12 protein-coding genes are annotated in these 15,107 nt (G+C 60.8%); 5 read left to right on the forward strand and 7 right to left on the reverse strand.

Going from position 1 to position 15,107, the window contains the following annotated elements; all coding sequences use genetic code 11:
* Positions 1-2 precede the first annotated feature (2 nt).
* From PI739_RS14030 to mreB, 7 genes are all read right to left on the reverse strand, one after another.
* On the reverse strand, positions 3-848 hold the full coding sequence (locus PI739_RS14030; RefSeq protein WP_054082038.1) for a carbon-nitrogen hydrolase family protein: 846 nt from the start codon (positions 846-848) through the stop codon (positions 3-5).
* 48 nt (positions 849-896) lie between these two features.
* On the reverse strand, positions 897-4,712 hold the full coding sequence (locus PI739_RS14035; protein ID WP_054082037.1) for a YhdP family protein: 3,816 nt from the start codon (positions 4,710-4,712) through the stop codon (positions 897-899).
* 180 nt (positions 4,713-4,892) lie between these two features.
* On the reverse strand, positions 4,893-6,350 hold the full coding sequence (rng, locus tag PI739_RS14040) for a ribonuclease G (RefSeq protein ID WP_003364105.1): 1,458 nt from the start codon (positions 6,348-6,350) through the stop codon (positions 4,893-4,895).
* Positions 6,347-6,949 carry a Maf family protein gene (locus PI739_RS14045; protein WP_044308976.1) on the reverse strand — a complete coding sequence of 201 codons (603 nt, stop codon included), beginning with the start codon at positions 6,947-6,949 and terminating at the stop codon, positions 6,347-6,349. Before PI739_RS14045 ends, rng begins: the two co-directional genes overlap by 4 nt.
* Positions 6,950-7,016: 67 nt before the next feature.
* Positions 7,017-7,508 carry a rod shape-determining protein MreD gene (gene mreD / locus PI739_RS14050; RefSeq protein WP_003364106.1) on the reverse strand — a complete coding sequence of 164 codons (492 nt, stop codon included), beginning with the start codon at positions 7,506-7,508 and terminating at the stop codon, positions 7,017-7,019.
* Entirely contained in the window at positions 7,501-8,568 is a 1,068-nt protein-coding gene (gene mreC, locus PI739_RS14055) for a rod shape-determining protein MreC (RefSeq protein WP_024663093.1), read from the reverse strand. Before mreC ends, mreD begins: the two co-directional genes overlap by 8 nt.
* 231 nt (positions 8,569-8,799) lie before the next feature.
* Positions 8,800-9,837 carry a rod shape-determining protein MreB gene (mreB, locus tag PI739_RS14060; RefSeq protein WP_002555108.1) on the reverse strand — a complete coding sequence of 346 codons (1,038 nt, stop codon included), beginning with the start codon at positions 9,835-9,837 and terminating at the stop codon, positions 8,800-8,802.
* 205 nt (positions 9,838-10,042) lie between these two features.
* Between mreB and gatC the strand changes: the two genes are divergently transcribed.
* The 5 genes from gatC (at position 10,043) to PI739_RS14085 (ending at position 15,084) form a co-directional block, all read left to right on the forward strand.
* On the forward strand, positions 10,043-10,330 hold the full coding sequence (gene gatC / locus PI739_RS14065) for an Asp-tRNA(Asn)/Glu-tRNA(Gln) amidotransferase subunit GatC (RefSeq protein ID WP_002555109.1): 288 nt from the start codon (positions 10,043-10,045) through the stop codon (positions 10,328-10,330).
* A gap of 14 nt (positions 10,331-10,344) precedes the next feature.
* Positions 10,345-11,796, forward strand: coding sequence for an Asp-tRNA(Asn)/Glu-tRNA(Gln) amidotransferase subunit GatA (gene gatA, locus PI739_RS14070; RefSeq protein ID WP_004411689.1), 1,452 nt, complete (start codon positions 10,345-10,347; stop codon positions 11,794-11,796).
* Positions 11,797-11,806: 10 nt separating this feature from the next.
* The gene (gene gatB / locus PI739_RS14075) at positions 11,807-13,252 is read left to right on the forward strand and encodes an Asp-tRNA(Asn)/Glu-tRNA(Gln) amidotransferase subunit GatB (RefSeq protein WP_003364109.1); all 1,446 of its coding nucleotides are present in this window, start codon (positions 11,807-11,809) and stop codon (positions 13,250-13,252) included.
* A 353-nt stretch (positions 13,253-13,605) separates the two neighbouring features.
* The gene (locus PI739_RS14080; RefSeq protein ID WP_003307318.1) at positions 13,606-13,974 is read left to right on the forward strand and encodes a septal ring lytic transglycosylase RlpA family protein; all 369 of its coding nucleotides are present in this window, start codon (positions 13,606-13,608) and stop codon (positions 13,972-13,974) included.
* A 78-nt stretch (positions 13,975-14,052) separates the two neighbouring features.
* On the forward strand, positions 14,053-15,084 hold the full coding sequence (locus PI739_RS14085) for a calcium/sodium antiporter (protein ID WP_003431514.1): 1,032 nt from the start codon (positions 14,053-14,055) through the stop codon (positions 15,082-15,084).
* Positions 15,085-15,107: the final 23 nt, after the last annotated feature.

The raw sequence follows: 15,107 nt of genomic DNA on the forward strand, positions 1-15,107 counted from the left end.
ATTCACTCCGAAGCAGGCCGCATGGCGTCCTGCGAAAAAAAGCGCCGGTGACTGGACACCGGCATCCGCGCCCGTATGGACGCCTGTTCTTGACTGTCTCGTGTGGCCAGCAGCACCGCTTCACCCTGTGCCTGCTCGGCCAGTACGCGGCCCCATGGATCAACGATGGCCGCGTGTCCGTAAGTCTCGCGAGGCCCCGGATGGACCCCGCCCTGTGCCGCCGCCAGTACGTAACACTGGGTCTCGATGGCACGCGCGCGGATCAGAATGTCCCAGTGCGCAGCCCCCGTTACCGCAGTGAACGCTGACGGCGCGGTAATCAGTTCAGCACCGGCTTCACGCAGCGCGGTGTACAGCTCGGGAAAGCGCAGGTCGTAGCAAACGGTCAGCCCCAGACGCCCCACGGGCGTATCGGCTACCACCACACTGCTCCCATGAGCATAGTCATCCGATTCACGATAGCGGCCACTGTTGTCAGCGACATCTACATCGAACAGATGCAGTTTGTCATAACGGGCCACCTGCTCACCGTGCTCGTCGATCAACAGCGAACACGCCGTCACCTTGCCATCCGGCCGATCATCCGGCGGCAGTGGCAAGGTTCCGGCAACAATCCATAACTTGAGGTCGCGAGCGGCCAGTTTCAACCATGGCAGGATCGGTCCGTGCCCCTGGGCCTCGGCACGACCGATATCGGCAACGTCACGGCGCCCCATCGCGACGAAGTTTTCGGGCAGTACCGCCAACCGCGCGCCACCTTCAGCCGCCTGTTCCAGCAAACGCCGAGCACTGCCCAGATTAGCCAGGACATCGCTTTGGCTGACCATCTGAATCACCGCGAAGGACATGGCAACCCGCTCCTGAATGACATGGCCACCACTGTACTCCATGAGACGCTATTGGGGCTTTTCAAATGGCTTGTCGAACGTGATCTTCGGCTCTTTCCAAGGCCCTTCGACCTTGTATTGAACGCTGGCGAAACGCGCAACCCGGTCGCCCAGCAGCTTGTCGACCAGAAACAGCGCCCCGCCAATGGCGGGTGCGCCGACAATCAACGCAGCGATAGGCAGGTTGTTGGTGACCGGCAAGGTCACCAGCAGCTTCGCATCGACGCGATCACGAACCATGTCCAGGGTACCGTTGAGCTCCAGATTACTCGAAGGCCCGGTCAGGGTAATCGGGTTGCGCGTCACATAGACACCGTCGCTGGCGACCAGCAGCCCTTTGACCCGGTCGTAGCTCAGGCCTTTGCCCAGCAGGTCGGAGAAGTCCAGGCGCAGACGCCGGCCGATGGAGTTGAAGTTCAAAAGCCCGAATACCCGCAACGCCTGAGCACCGCCCTCGACTTCGACAAACTGGCCTCTGTTGAGCGTGGCATCCAGACTGCCGGAATAGCGCTTCAGACCGACCCAGGCAGGCGAACCCGGCCAGCGTCCGTCCACGTTCATCTCGAAGCGTTCACTGGTGACGGTGGGTGCGAAGTTCCACGCCTTGAGCACATCCGCCAGGTTCTTGCCCGCCAGGCGGCCTTTGAACGAACTGCTGCTGGACCCGGGCGTGCCCTCCCAGGTAGCGTCACCCTCCAGCAGGATGCCTTTGAGCCCCAGGCTCATATCCGACATGCGCATGCCGGCAGGCGTCGGCCGGGATTTCAACGCCCAGGCCCCCAGCAACTGATCGCCCTGAAACAGTTGGGAGATCTTCACGTCCAGCGCAGGGATATTGTGCGGGTCGATATCCGCCAGAGGGTCAGGTGCGTTTTCCACCACGGTCGCTGTCGGATCGGATGCAGGCAGTCGAACGTAGAGCATGTTGATGCCGATCGGGGCAGACTTGGCGTCGGGCAGCGTTGCCGTGCCCTTGGCCAGCGCGCTGTCCAGCGACAGGGCCCAGGCTGCCGCGTTGCGCTGCAATTGAACACGCACGTCATTGAGTGTGGTGCCCATCGCGGTCAGCTTGCCGATCTGCAGGTCAACGCTGTTAAGCAGTTGCTTCGCGTTGCCGCCCGGATCATTCCCGGTGTAACGCGCGGCCAGTTCCTGCCAGGGCGCTATATCCAGCTCGGACAACTCGCCACGGATCCGCAAGCCTTTGGCGTCTGGCACGATCGCCCCGCCGCGCCCCAGATAGAGTTCGCCTCGACCTTCGGCAAACTTGCCATTCGGTGCAGCGAAAGCAAAGTTGGCCTGATCGTTATACGCCGCGCCGAGCCTGCGCTCCGCGCCTTGCAGAGTCATGCGGAACTCGCTGGGACGCTCCTGTTCGGCGGTTTTGCCAAATGGTGCGGGCAAATCGATCGCCACGCCCTTGAGCGTGGAGTTGATTACCAGCGGGCTGTCCTTGCTGTCCAGAATCAACTGCAACTGATACGGCAGGTCACCGGAGACCGGCAGCGGCTGGGTCACGTTAAGCCAGTCGGTCAGCCGCTTCACGGTGATTTGCCCGTTCGCCACAATGCGTGTCACGTTGTCGCCTGGCCTGCCCTCGGCGGCGATTTCTGCGGTCACAGGACGATCGAATGCCTGGGCCTTGATGCCTTTGCCACTCAGGCCACTGGCGCTGTCGAAACGGAAATCGCCCTTCAGGCGAGTCAGCTCCAGCACCGGGTCAGCCAGTTTCAGACGCGCATTGTCGGTGCTGAAATCCACCACGACCTTTGGCTCGACGCCCTTGGCCAGCGGGATATCCAGCTTCAGTTTGCCGTCCAGCGGACCTTCGCCCTGCCATCCGGCAAATGTGCTGCCCGTGCCAATGGGCGCCTGCTGGAGAATCTTCAGGCCGTCGATCAGGTTTCCGGAGAAATTACCGTCCACCAGCAGGTGACTGTCCTGACCTGACGGCACATGAGGAATATTGACCAGCACGTTGCTGACCTTGGTATCGAGCAACTGGCCTTTGCTTGCCTTGACACGTACGCCGCTGTTTTCGACGTAGACCTTGCCATCCACTCCGGTCAGCGACGGCCAGCCCGGCTGGAACGCCAGCGTTGCGTTACTGACATCGAAGAACAGGCTGATGACACGCGCCGTATCGGGCGAATTCTTGTTCAGCGACCCTTGATACTGGAAGAACCCCTGCTTGACCGCGCCACTTACCACCGCGGTGCGCAACCAGTGATCGAGCTCCGGACTGAGCGCTGTCGGCAGGTACTTGCTGGTGTAACGGCCATCGCCGTCAACCATGCCGACCCGCAGGTCCATGTAATCTTCCTGATCATGACTGAGATGAATCTTGATCAGAAAGTCCGCCGCAATCTTGCCTTCGTCGCCAAGCACCTTGATATACGGGGCGATCAGCGTGAACGCCTGATCATCCAGTTTCCAGGTCAGACGGGCATTGGCCTTCTGGTAACGCCAGGGTTTGGCGAAGATCGGGTCCAGGTGCAGCATGAAATCATCGGTGTCGAGGCGCAGCTCGCCCTGGCCCAGATCCCCGCTGATGGCACCGGTGACATTTCCGGCCGCCGGGGCCCCGCGATAGGCGTTGAAACCCACCTTGTCCAGATTGGCCGCAAAGCTCAGGCGCTTGTCGCCCACTGCCTGCGGCCGGTAGTCGAGCAGCACGTTATGCAGCCCGCCTGTCACCTTGAGGCCGTCGACCACTGCCATGGCCTTGTCAGGCAGGGGCGCGAGGGAGTCGATCAGCGGCGTGACGGGAGTCAGGTCCAGACGATCAGCCTGTACGTGCCAGAGCTCTTCGCTGTCGGGCGTCGCGGCGGTTTGCGTCAGTTGCACACGGCTTTCCCAACGCGTGTCGCCAAGGCTCATCGCCAGTGAATCGAGGTTCAGGTCGAAACCTGTTTCAGTCCGTGCAAACCATGCGTTCAGCGCAAGGTTATCGATCGTCGCCGGTTTGCGACCGGCATAAACGCCTTTGACCTGCGGTGCATTGAGGCGCGTCGTCGCGCTTTGCACGGTGCCCTTGCCCCAATTCAACCAGACCTCGCCCCCGGCCTGCAGCTTCGACAGTGTCCATTCGCGCGTGAGACTTTTCGGCAGCCACTTGGCCCAGTCGCTTTGCGGCAGGCTGGCGTAGACATCGGCCTCGCCGTCCTTCCACTGACTGGCCTGAATGCGCGAACGCACGTTGAGCGCGACCGGCTGACCATCCGGCAGGGTCAGGCGTGCGTCAAGTCGCTGGGCATAGCTGCCGGTGTCCAGGCTGAGGTTTACATAGGTGAGGGTCAGCGGCGCGGCGTCAAACGGTTGCACCGTGACCTGGCTGTCGAGCAGCGACAAATGCGCGACCATCTGCATCTGCCTGAGCACCTGCTCGGGGTCGAAGGGGCTGTCGTTGTGCACCGGCAAGCCCTGAACCGACCATGCGCCGTCCTTGTCCTGCCTGAGACTGAACTGCAGGCCGTCCACTTCAAGATGAGCGATGCGCACGTCACGCGCCAGCAGGCTTTCCCAAAGGTCGGGAACAACCCTTACACGATCCAGACGCAGGGCACTGGTGCCCTCGCCGACCATCACATCGTTGGCCAGCAACACCGGAGCAAAGCGGCTCCAGCTGCCTTCCAGGCTGCCGATGCTCAACGGTATACCCAACGCGCTGCTGGCACGGGTTTCCACATCAACACGGTATTCGGCAACCAGCGGCGTCAATTGACGGCCGAGACTCACGTACAGCGCCGCAAGCACCAGCATCAGTGCGCACAGGCTCAGACCCCAGCGGGTCAGGGTTGCGACAAGGCGAGGAAGACGTCCCATCTCAGGAGGCCCTCCACTGCGAGGTGCGAGGAGCGGAATCGGCGAACGGATTCCGGCTCGGAGGTGCAGGTGCGGTCAGGTACAGGTTTTGCTCATTCGCCACGCATCATTCTCGATAAAACGGCATACCTGCCAGAAACCCGTAGGGCACTTTTCATATATTTCAAACGATCAGCACCCTCAGAGCAGCACCACGTCGTATTGTTCCTGCGAGTACATGGTTTCTACCTGAAAACGGATAGTGCGGCCAATAAAGCTCTCCAGCTCAGCCACGTTGCCGGACTCTTCGTCGAGCAGGCGATCCACCACGCGCTGATTGGCCAGAACGCGATAGCCCACTGCCTGATAGGCCCTGGCCTCGCGCAGGATTTCCCGGAAGATTTCGTAACAGATGGTCTCGGGGGTCTTCAGCTTGCCCCGCCCTGCGCAGCAATGACACGGTTCGCACAGCACCTGCTCGAGGCTTTCGCGGGTGCGCTTGCGCGTCATCTGCACCAGACCCAGCTCGGTGATACCGATGATGTTGGTCTTGGCGTGATCGCGTTCCAGTTGTTTCTCCAGCGTGCGCAGCACCTGACGCTGATGCTCACCGTCTTCCATGTCGATGAAATCGATGATGATGATGCCGCCCAGATTGCGCAGGCGCAGCTGCCGGGCGATGGCCGTGGCGGCTTCCAGATTGGTCTTGAAGATGGTTTCTTCGAGGTTGCGATGCCCCACGAACGCGCCGGTATTGACGTCGATGGTGCTCATCGCTTCGGCCGGGTCGATTACCAGATAGCCACCCGACTTGAGCGGCACCTTGCGCTCGAGGGCCTTCTGGATTTCGTCCTCGACCCCATAAAGGTCGAAGATCGGCCGCTCGCCCGGATAATGCTCGAGCCTGTCGGCAATTTCCGGCATCAGCTCGGCCACGAACTGGGTGGTTTTCTGAAAGGTCTCCCGCGAGTCGATACGGATCTTCTCGATGCGCGGGCTGACCAGATCGCGCAAGGTGCGCAGCGCCAGGCCCAGGTCTTCGTAAATCACCGTGGGGGGACTGACGGTCTTGATCTGCTCGCCGATCTGATCCCAGAGCCTGCGCAGATAGCGGATGTCCATGAGGATTTCGTCGGCACCGGCGCCTTCCGCAGCGGTGCGCAGAATGAAACCTCCGGCTTCCTTGATACCTTCCTGGGCAACACAATCGCTGACCACTTTCTTGAGTCGTTCGCGCTCGGCTTCGTCCTCGATTTTCAGCGAGATGCCCACATGCGCAGTGCGCGGCATGTACACCAGATAACGTGACGGAATGGAGAGTTGCGTGGTCAGCCGTGCGCCCTTGCTGCCGATCGGGTCTTTGGTGACTTGCACGACAAGGCTCTGGCCATCATGTACCAGCGACGCAATGCTCTCGACCGCTGGCCCTTCCCGCATGGAGATTTCCGACGCATGAATGAACGCCGCGCGGTCCAGACCAATGTCGATGAACGCCGCCTGCATGCCGGGAAGCACCCGCACAACCTTGCCTTTGTAGATATTGCCGACAATGCCGCGACGCTGGGTGCGCTCGACGTGCACCTCTTGCAGAACCCCGTTTTCCACCACTGCCACGCGCGATTCCATCGGCGTGATGTTGATCAGAATCTCTTCACTCATGACTTGTCACCTTCCAGGCATTGCCAGCAGGGTATGCCGAAATGGCCGAGCAGTTCTGCTGTTTCGCACAGGGGCAGCCCCACCACCCCAGAATAGCTGCCTTGCAGACCCTCGACGAAAATCGCTGCCAACCCCTGGATGGCATAGCCGCCGGCCTTGTCGGCGGGCTCGCCACTGGTCCAGTAGGCCTGGGCTTCATGGGTTTGAATCGGGCGAAAGCGCACACGACTGGTAACAATACGGGTTTCGCTGCGTTGCCGATCACTGAGCGCGACAGCCGTCAGCACGTCATGCTCGCGCCCGGACAGGGCCATCAACATCGCCAAGGCATCTGCCTCATCGACCGGCTTGCCGAGAATGCGTCCATCGAGCACCACCGCCGTGTCGGCCCCCATCACGCAGGCCTGTTGTTCGGCTGGCAGCACGGACAGCCCGGCCTGAGCCTTGCCCAGCGCAAGACGCTCGACATAGGCAGCGGGGGTTTCATGGTCGAAGGGGGTTTCGTCGATCTGAGCGCTCAGTACGGTAAACGGCACACCGATCTGAGTCAGAAGTTCGCGGCGGCGCGGCGAGCCAGAAGCCAGATAAAGCGAGGGCATAAGGACATCTCCGTGTCTGTGCGGGTGAGCGCGAGGGACGCAGCGGGGCGTCGCGCTCACCTTGCGCTTAATTGATTTTCAAACGTTTGCGCAATCCACGCAGGCCATAACTGATCCAGGGCCACAACAGAGCGCTGACCAACGCGGGCAGCACCAGCGCCAGCGTAGGCTGACGGTTGCCGGTCAATGCGCTCAGCCAGAGTTGCGCAAGCTGCGCCAGACCGAATACCACCAACAGCACCAGGCACTGTTGCCACATGGGAAACATGCGCAGGCGCTGCTGCAGGGACATCACCAGAAAGGTAATCAGGCTTAGGATCAGGGCATTCTGGCCGAGCAGTGTGCCGTACAGCACATCCTCCATCAGGCCCAGTATCCACGCGGTGGTCATGCCGTATTTATGCGGCAGCGCCAGAACCCAGAAGGTCAGCAGCAGGGCCAGCCATAGCGGGCGGAAAATTTCCATGAATTGCGGCAGCGGCGAAACGCTCAGCAACAGACCGATCGCAAACGTCAGCCAGACCACCCAGCCATTGCGCCCGGAAACATGACTAACCATCGATAGGCTCCCGAGCGGTGGAAGGTCTTGAGGCAGGCGGCTGTGACGCCGCAGGCCGGGAGGCAGGTCTTGCCGGTGTCGCAGGCGTTGCCGCCGGTGCAGGGGTTGTCGATTGCGCCGCCGGCTTGTGCGTCAGCGTACTGCCCGGAAAGACCGGAACGACTGCCTGTGGCCACATCGGGAAGGCGGGTGTCGGCGGAGGCAACGTCGCCATCACGGAAGGCTCGATGCCCTTGTCGAGGGATTCCTGCGCTTGCGCCGCATCGGCAGCGCGTTCTTCCGGCGAGCGGCCGTCAGAGAACACCAGCAACAGATAGCGACTGCGATTCAACGCAGCGGTGGGCACTGCCCGAACGATCGCGAACGGCTGGCCGGAGTCGTGAATCACTTCCTTGACCGTTGCCACCGGGTAGCCGGCCGGGAATCGCTGGCCAAGGCCCGAGCTAACCAGCAGGTCGCCTTCCTTGATGTCTGCGGTGTCCGCCACATGCCGAAGCTCCAGACGTTCCGGATTACCGGTGCCGCTGGCGATGGCACGCAGACCGTTGCGGTTGACCTGCACCGGGATGCTGTGGGTGGTGTCGGTCAGCAACAAGACGCGTGAGGTATAGGGCATCAACTCGACCACCTGCCCCATCAGGCCGCGTGCATCGAGCACAGGCTGACCGAGCACCACGCCGTCGCGCTCGCCCTTGTTGATGATGATGCGATGGGTGAAGGGGTTCGGGTCCATGCCGATCAGCTCGGCGACCTCGACCTTTTCGTTGACCAGCGCCGAGGAGTTCAGCAACTCACGCAGCCGGACGTTCTGCTCGGTCAGTGCCGCCAGCTTTTGCAGGCGACCTTGCAGGAGCAGGGCTTCGGTCTTGAGTTTTTCGTTTTCGGCGATCAGCTCTGTGCGGCTGCCGAACTGACTGGCGACGCCTTGATACAGACGCTGTGGCAGGTCGACGATCCAGTAGGACTGCATGAGCACCATCGACATCTGGCTGCGCACGGGCTTGAGGATCGTAAAGCGGGCGTCGACAACCATCAACGCAACCGACAGAACGGCGAGCACCAGCAGACGTACGCCCAGCGAAGGGCCTTTTGAGAAAAGCGGTTTAATGGGCCGCTCCTCCGGGGCATGCGATCGTTGGATCGAACTTCGATTGGCAATTATTCATGCGGTATGTAACCGGCCCGGACAAATGAAAGAGATAGGCACCCTGTTTCGGCGTCAGCCTGAAGCATACAGGTAGCATATCCGCTACCTGCATACAAAAGACTCCGTGAAAGGCACCCCGGCGAATTATTCGCTGGAGAGCAGATCCATGGTGTGCTTATCCATCATTTCCAGCGCACGGCCACCGCCACGCGCTACACAGGTCAGCGGATCTTCGGCAACGATGACCGGCAGACCGGTTTCCTGCGCCAGCAACTTGTCCAGATCACGCAGCAGCGCACCGCCACCGGTCAGGACCAGACCACGCTCGGCGATGTCCGAGGCCAGTTCCGGAGGCGATTGCTCCAGAGCGCTCTTGACCGCCTGAACGATGGTCGCCAGCGACTCCTGCAGTGCTTCGAGTACTTCGTTGGAGTTCAGCGTGAACGCACGCGGAACGCCTTCAGCCAGGTTACGGCCACGGACGTCGACTTCGCGCACTTCACCGCCCGGATAGGCAGTACCGATTTCCTGCTTGATGCGCTCGGCAGTGGATTCGCCGATCAGGCTGCCGTAGTTGCGGCGCACATAGGTGATGATCGCTTCGTCGAAACGGTCACCGCCAACCCGTACGGATTCGGCATACACCACACCGTTCAGGGAGATCAGGGCGATTTCGGTGGTGCCGCCGCCGATGTCGACAACCATCGAGCCGCGAGCTTCTTCCACCGGCAGACCGGCACCGATTGCTGCGGCCATCGGCTCTTCGATCAGGAAGACTTCGCGTGCGCCTGCACCCAGGGCCGACTCGCGAATCGCGCGACGCTCAACCTGGGTGGATTTGCACGGAACGCAGATCAGCACACGAGGGCTGGGCTGCAGAAAGCTGTTTTCATGAACCTTGTTGATGAAGTACTGCAACATTTTTTCGCAGACGCTGAAGTCGGCGATAACGCCGTCTTTCATTGGACGAATGGCTGCGATGTTGCCTGGAGTACGGCCCAGCATGCGCTTGGCTTCGGTACCGACGGCCACGACACTCTTCTGGTTGCCGTGAGTACGAATGGCAACGACAGAGGGTTCATTCAGAACGATACCGCGCTCACGCACGTAAATAAGGGTGTTGGCAGTGCCCAGGTCGATGGATAGATCACTGGAAAACATGCCACGCAGTTTCTTGAACATGGGAAAGGGACCCTAGGGAACGCGTGGTAAAAAAAGTGCGGCAAACTCTAACAACGACAGGGATTTTGGGCAAGGAGCCAATATGCTAAATTGGCGGTTTTCCGAACACCACCCTCGACGTTAGCGGCTTGAGACAGTAATAACGCGATAGTGTTCCGCAATTGGCAACAAAGCAAATCCATAAGCATTCCACTGGAGATACCCCATGGCGCTTGAACGCTCCGACGTGGAAAAGATCGCTCATCTGGCCCGACTGGGTCTCAATGACGCCGATATCCCGCGTACCACCGAAGCACTTAACAGCATTCTTGGGCTGGTCGATCAGATGCAAGCAGTCGACACCACTGGCATCGAGCCGCTGGCTCACCCGCTGGAAGCCACCCAGCGCCTGCGCGAAGACGCCGTCACCGAGCGAAATCGTCGTGACACTTACCAAGCCATCGCACCAGCGGTCCAAGACGGCCTCTATCTGGTTCCGAAAGTCATCGAGTAAGGGAAAGCGCCTGCATGCATCAAATGACTCTGGCCGAGATCGCTCGCGGACTCGCCGATAAAAAGTTTTCTTCCGAAGAGCTGACTCGCGTTCTGCTGTCGCGCATCGCGACGCTCGACCCGCAGCTCAACAGCTTCATCAGCCTCACCGAAGACCTGGCCATCACCCAGGCGCAGGCGGCAGACGCGCGCCGCGCCGCTGGTGAAAACGGCCCGCTGCTCGGCGCTCCGCTGGCGCACAAGGACCTGTTCTGCACCCAAGGCATCCGCACCAGTTGCGGCTCGCTGATGCTCGACAATTTCAAGGCACCGTACGACGCCACGGTCGTTTCGCGTCTGGCATCGGCCGGTACTGTGACACTGGGCAAGACCAACATGGACGAATTCGCCATGGGTTCGGCCAACGAATCCAGCCATTACGGCGCGGTGAAAAACCCATGGAACCTGGAATGCGTTCCTGGCGGTTCTTCCGGTGGTTCGGCAGCCGCTGTCGCTGCACGCCTGTTGCCCGCCGCGACCGGCACCGACACGGGCGGCTCGATTCGCCAGCCTGCGGCACTGACCAACCTCACGGGCCTCAAGCCGACCTACGGCCGCGTATCGCGCTGGGGCATGATTGCCTACGCCTCCAGCCTCGATCAGGCGGGGCCGATGGCACGCACGGCCGAAGACTGCGCACTGCTGCTGCAAGGCATGGCCGGTTTCGATCCGCAGGACTCGACCAGTATCGACGAGCCGGTTCCGGACTACTCCGCCAGCCTCAATACCTCGCTCAAGGGCCTGCGTATCGGTGTGCCGAAAGAGTATTTCAGCGCAGGTCTGGACCCGCGCATCGCGCAGCTGGTGCATGAAAGCGTCAAGGAGCTGGAAAAGCTCGGCGCGATCGTCAAGGAAATCAGCCTGCCGAACCTTCAGCACGCGATCCCGGCCTACTACGTCATCGCCCCGGCTGAAGCCTCGTCCAACCTGTCGCGCTTTGACGGTGTGCGTTTCGGCTACCGCTGCGAAGACCCGAAAGACCTGACCGACCTGTACAAGCGCTCGCGCGCCGAAGGCTTCGGCCCGGAAGTCCAGCGACGCATCATGGTCGGCGCCTACGCGCTGTCGGCGGGTTACTACGACGCCTATTACCTGCAGGCGCAGAAAATCCGTCGCCTGATCAAGAACGACTTCATGAGCGCGTTCGCCGATGTCGACGTGATTCTCGGTCCGACCACGCCCAACCCGGCCTGGAAGATCGGCGCCAAGACCAACGATCCGATTGCCGAATACCTGGAAGACTTCTACACCATCACCGCCAACCTGGCGGGCCTGCCCGGCTTGTCCATGCCTGCAGGCTTCGTCGACGGTCTACCGGTCGGCGTGCAGCTGCTCGCTCCGTATTTCCAGGAAGGCCGTCTCTTGAATGTGGCGCATCAGTATCAGCAAGTCACCGACTGGCACACTCGCGCACCTGAAGGCTTCTGAGGAGAAACACATGCAATGGGAAGTCGTCATCGGGCTGGAGATTCATACCCAGCTTTCGACCCAATCAAAGATTTTTTCCGGTAGCGCGACCACGTTCGGCTCCGAGCCCAACACGCAGGCCAGCCTCGTCGATCTGGGCATGCCTGGCGTATTGCCGGTGCTGAACAAGGAAGCCGTGCGCATGGCCGTCAAGTTCGGCCTGGCCGTCAACGCCGAAATCGGCCAGCACAACGTGTTCGCCCGCAAGAACTACTTCTACCCGGACTTGCCCAAGGGCTATCAGATCAGCCAGATGGAGCTGCCGATTGTCGGCAAGGGCCACCTGGACATCCCCCTTGAAGACGGCACGGTCAAGCGCATCGGCATCACCCGTGCGCACCTGGAAGAGGATGCAGGCAAGAGCCTGCACGAAGACTTCCAAGGCATGACCGGTATCGACCTGAACCGTGCTGGCACGCCGCTGCTGGAGATCGTTTCCGAGCCGGACATGCGCAGCGCCAAGGAAGCCGTGGCTTACGTCAAGGCCATCCACGCGATCGTGCGCTACCTGGGCATCTGTGATGGCAACATGGCCGAAGGTTCGCTGCGCTGCGACTGCAACGTATCGATTCGTCCGAAGGGCCAGGCCGAGTTCGGCACGCGCTGCGAGATCAAGAACGTCAACTCGTTCCGCTTTATCGAAAAGGCGATCAACAGCGAGATTCAGCGCCAGATCGATCTGATCGAAGACGGTGGCAAGGTTATCCAGCAAACGCGCCTGTATGACCCGAACACCAACGAAACCCGCGCCATGCGCAGCAAGGAGGAAGCCAACGACTACCGTTACTTCCCCGACCCGGATCTGTTGCCGGTGATCATCGAGGATTCTTTCCTCGAAGAAACCCGCGCCACCTTGCCGGAGCTGCCACCACAGAAACGCGAACGCTTCCAGAGCCAGTTCGGCCTCTCGACCTACGACGCCAGCGTGCTGGCTTCGAGCCGCGAGCAGGCTGACTACTTCGAACAGGTGGTGAGCATCAGTGGTGACGCCAAACTGGCAGCCAACTGGGTCATGGTCGAGCTGGGCAGCCTGCTCAACAAGCAGGGCCTGGAGATCGACCAGTCGCCGGTCAGTGCCGAGCAGTTGGGCGGCATGCTCAAGCGCATCACCGACAACACCATTTCCGGCAAGATCGCGAAAATGGTCTTCGAGGCGATGGCCAATGGTGAAGGCAGCGCCGATGAAATCATCGAAAAGCGCGGTCTGAAGCAGGTCACCGACAGCGGTGCCATTGAATCGATGCTCGACGAGGTGCTGGCAGCCAACGCGGAGCAGGTCGAACAGTATCGCGCCGCCGATGAAGCCAAGCGCGGCAAGATGTTCGGTTTCTTCGTTGGTCAGGCGATGAAAGCTTCCAAAGGCAAAGCCAACCCGCAACAGGTCAACGAACTGCTGAAGACCAAGCTGGAGGGCTGATCCTCGTCACTCACGTTCCCATGCTATGCGATCAGCGTTATACACGAGTCTTGTGGGAGCGAGCTTACTCGCGAATAGGCCGGTACAGCCTCTAGAGACAGGGCGTTTGGACCAAGGTCTTCGTGAGCAAGCTCACTCCCACGGAGATCTTTATTCACCGCGATTGCGGTCAAAGACCCCGCCTCTTGGGCTCTTCATGACTTATGTATAACGCTGAGCGCTCCGCGTGGGAATGCAGTTCCGGACGCTCTGCGTCCGCTGTTGAGTACGCGGAACGTCACGAAACGCATGCCAGCATGGAGGATTGGCACGAGCGTCAACCACAACTACTCCGGCACTCAGGAACCCACCCCATGCGCCGCCTTATTTTTGCCTGCAGCCTGCTGACCTTACTGGCAGGGTGCGCCAATCACATCATCGACCCCCATGGTTACGACGAGACCGGCACCGCCGCCTATTACGGCGCCCGCCATCATGGCAACCGCACTGCCAGCGGCGAGCCGTTCAATCAGAATGCGCTGACCGCTGCGCACCGACAACTGCCTTTCGGCACGCGCGTCAAGGTCACCAACCTGGACAACGATAGGTCGGTAGTAGTACGCGTCAATGATCGCGGCCCTCACACGCGCGGCCGTCTGATCGATGTCTCTCGCGAAGCGGCCGAACAACTGGGTATGCTGCGCAGCGGGACAGCGCCAGTCCGCGTGCAGGCCCTGGATTAACCCCAACCTCCGATCACCTCCGACAAGGACACTCGTATTCTCCAGCTATCGGCCCTGCCCGCCCCCGCGCTTATCCAAATGCTCAGTGGCTTGTTATTGCTGCTGATCGGGGCGGAACTGTCAGTGCGTGCAGCGGTACATCTGGCGGCGATTTTCAAGGTCCGGCCACTGATCGTCGGTCTGACCGTCGTGGCGATGGGCACCAGTGCGCCGCAGATGGCAGTCAGCCTGCAAGCCGCGTTTGCCGATAACACCGACATCGCCGTGGGCAGTGTCATCGGCGGCAACATTTTCAATGTACTGGTGATCCTTGGCCTCTGCGCGCTGATCATTCCGCTACGCGTTGCCCGTCAGGTACTGCACATCGATATTCCGTTGATGATCGGTGCCTGCCTGCTGGCTATCGGTCTTTCGTGGAACGGCGAATTCAGCAAACTGGACGGCGCACTGCTGCTTGCCGGGTTGCTGGCCTGCCTGATTATCATCATCCGTCAGGGTGGTCATGCGCCGCGCCACGGGCATGCCGAGACAGCCGAAAAACCTCGTACCTTCACACGCATGCTCATGCTTGCCACGGGCTTGCTGTTGCTGACCGCTGGCGGACACCTGCTGGTCGATGCTTCAGTGGTGATTGCCATCCACCTGGGGCTTTCCGAGCGCATCGTCGGCCTGACCATCATTGCCATCGGCACATCATTGCCGGCACTGATGACCTCGCTGATCGCAGCGTTCCGTGGTGAACGCGATATTGCCGTGGGTAACGTCATCGGCAGCAACCTGTTCAACCTGCTGGGCGTACTGGGGCTGACCGCACTGATCGCCCCGGTGCCGCTGACGATCTCGCCAAATGCGCTGGTGTTCGACCTGCCGATCATGCTCGGCGTCTCGCTGTTGTGCGTGCCGCTGTTCTATTCCGGATACCGGATAGACCGTCTGGAAGGCCTGTTTCTGCTGTCGTTGTACCTGACCTACGGGCTGCATATCCTGTCGATCAGCACCGGCATGGCGCTGGCCGAACGGCTTGAAAGCAAAATGCTCACGCTGGTGTTGCCTGTGCTGGGTGCCGTGGTTGTCTGGGGCACGATCCGCGCGTGGCGACGCCAGCACTGACCTCCAACCCGCATCGATACAAG

It is taken from the genome of Pseudomonas cerasi, assembly GCF_027983475.1.
Classification (GTDB): domain Bacteria; phylum Pseudomonadota; class Gammaproteobacteria; order Pseudomonadales; family Pseudomonadaceae; genus Aquipseudomonas; species Aquipseudomonas cerasi.

Excerpts from the sequence above, each read along its gene's own strand:
- PI739_RS14030 (WP_054082038.1), bottom strand. The coding sequence starts at position 848 with ATGTCCTTCGCGGTGATTCAGATGGTCAGCCAAAGCGATGTCCTGGCT.
- PI739_RS14035 (WP_054082037.1), bottom strand. The coding sequence starts at position 4,712 with ATGGGACGTCTTCCTCGCCTTGTCGCAACCCTGACCCGCTGGGGTCTG.
- rng (WP_003364105.1), bottom strand. The coding sequence starts at position 6,350 with ATGAGTGAAGAGATTCTGATCAACATCACGCCGATGGAATCGCGCGTG.
- PI739_RS14045 (WP_044308976.1), bottom strand. The coding sequence starts at position 6,949 with ATGCCCTCGCTTTATCTGGCTTCTGGCTCGCCGCGCCGCCGCGAACTT.
- mreD (WP_003364106.1), bottom strand. The coding sequence starts at position 7,508 with ATGGTTAGTCATGTTTCCGGGCGCAATGGCTGGGTGGTCTGGCTGACG.
- mreB (WP_002555108.1), bottom strand. The coding sequence starts at position 9,837 with ATGTTCAAGAAACTGCGTGGCATGTTTTCCAGTGATCTATCCATCGAC.
- gatC (WP_002555109.1), top strand. The coding sequence starts at position 10,043 with ATGGCGCTTGAACGCTCCGACGTGGAAAAGATCGCTCATCTGGCCCGA.
- gatA (WP_004411689.1), top strand. The coding sequence starts at position 10,345 with ATGCATCAAATGACTCTGGCCGAGATCGCTCGCGGACTCGCCGATAAA.
- gatB (WP_003364109.1), top strand. The coding sequence starts at position 11,807 with ATGCAATGGGAAGTCGTCATCGGGCTGGAGATTCATACCCAGCTTTCG.
- PI739_RS14080 (WP_003307318.1), top strand. The coding sequence starts at position 13,606 with ATGCGCCGCCTTATTTTTGCCTGCAGCCTGCTGACCTTACTGGCAGGG.
- PI739_RS14085 (WP_003431514.1), top strand. The coding sequence starts at position 14,053 with ATGCTCAGTGGCTTGTTATTGCTGCTGATCGGGGCGGAACTGTCAGTG.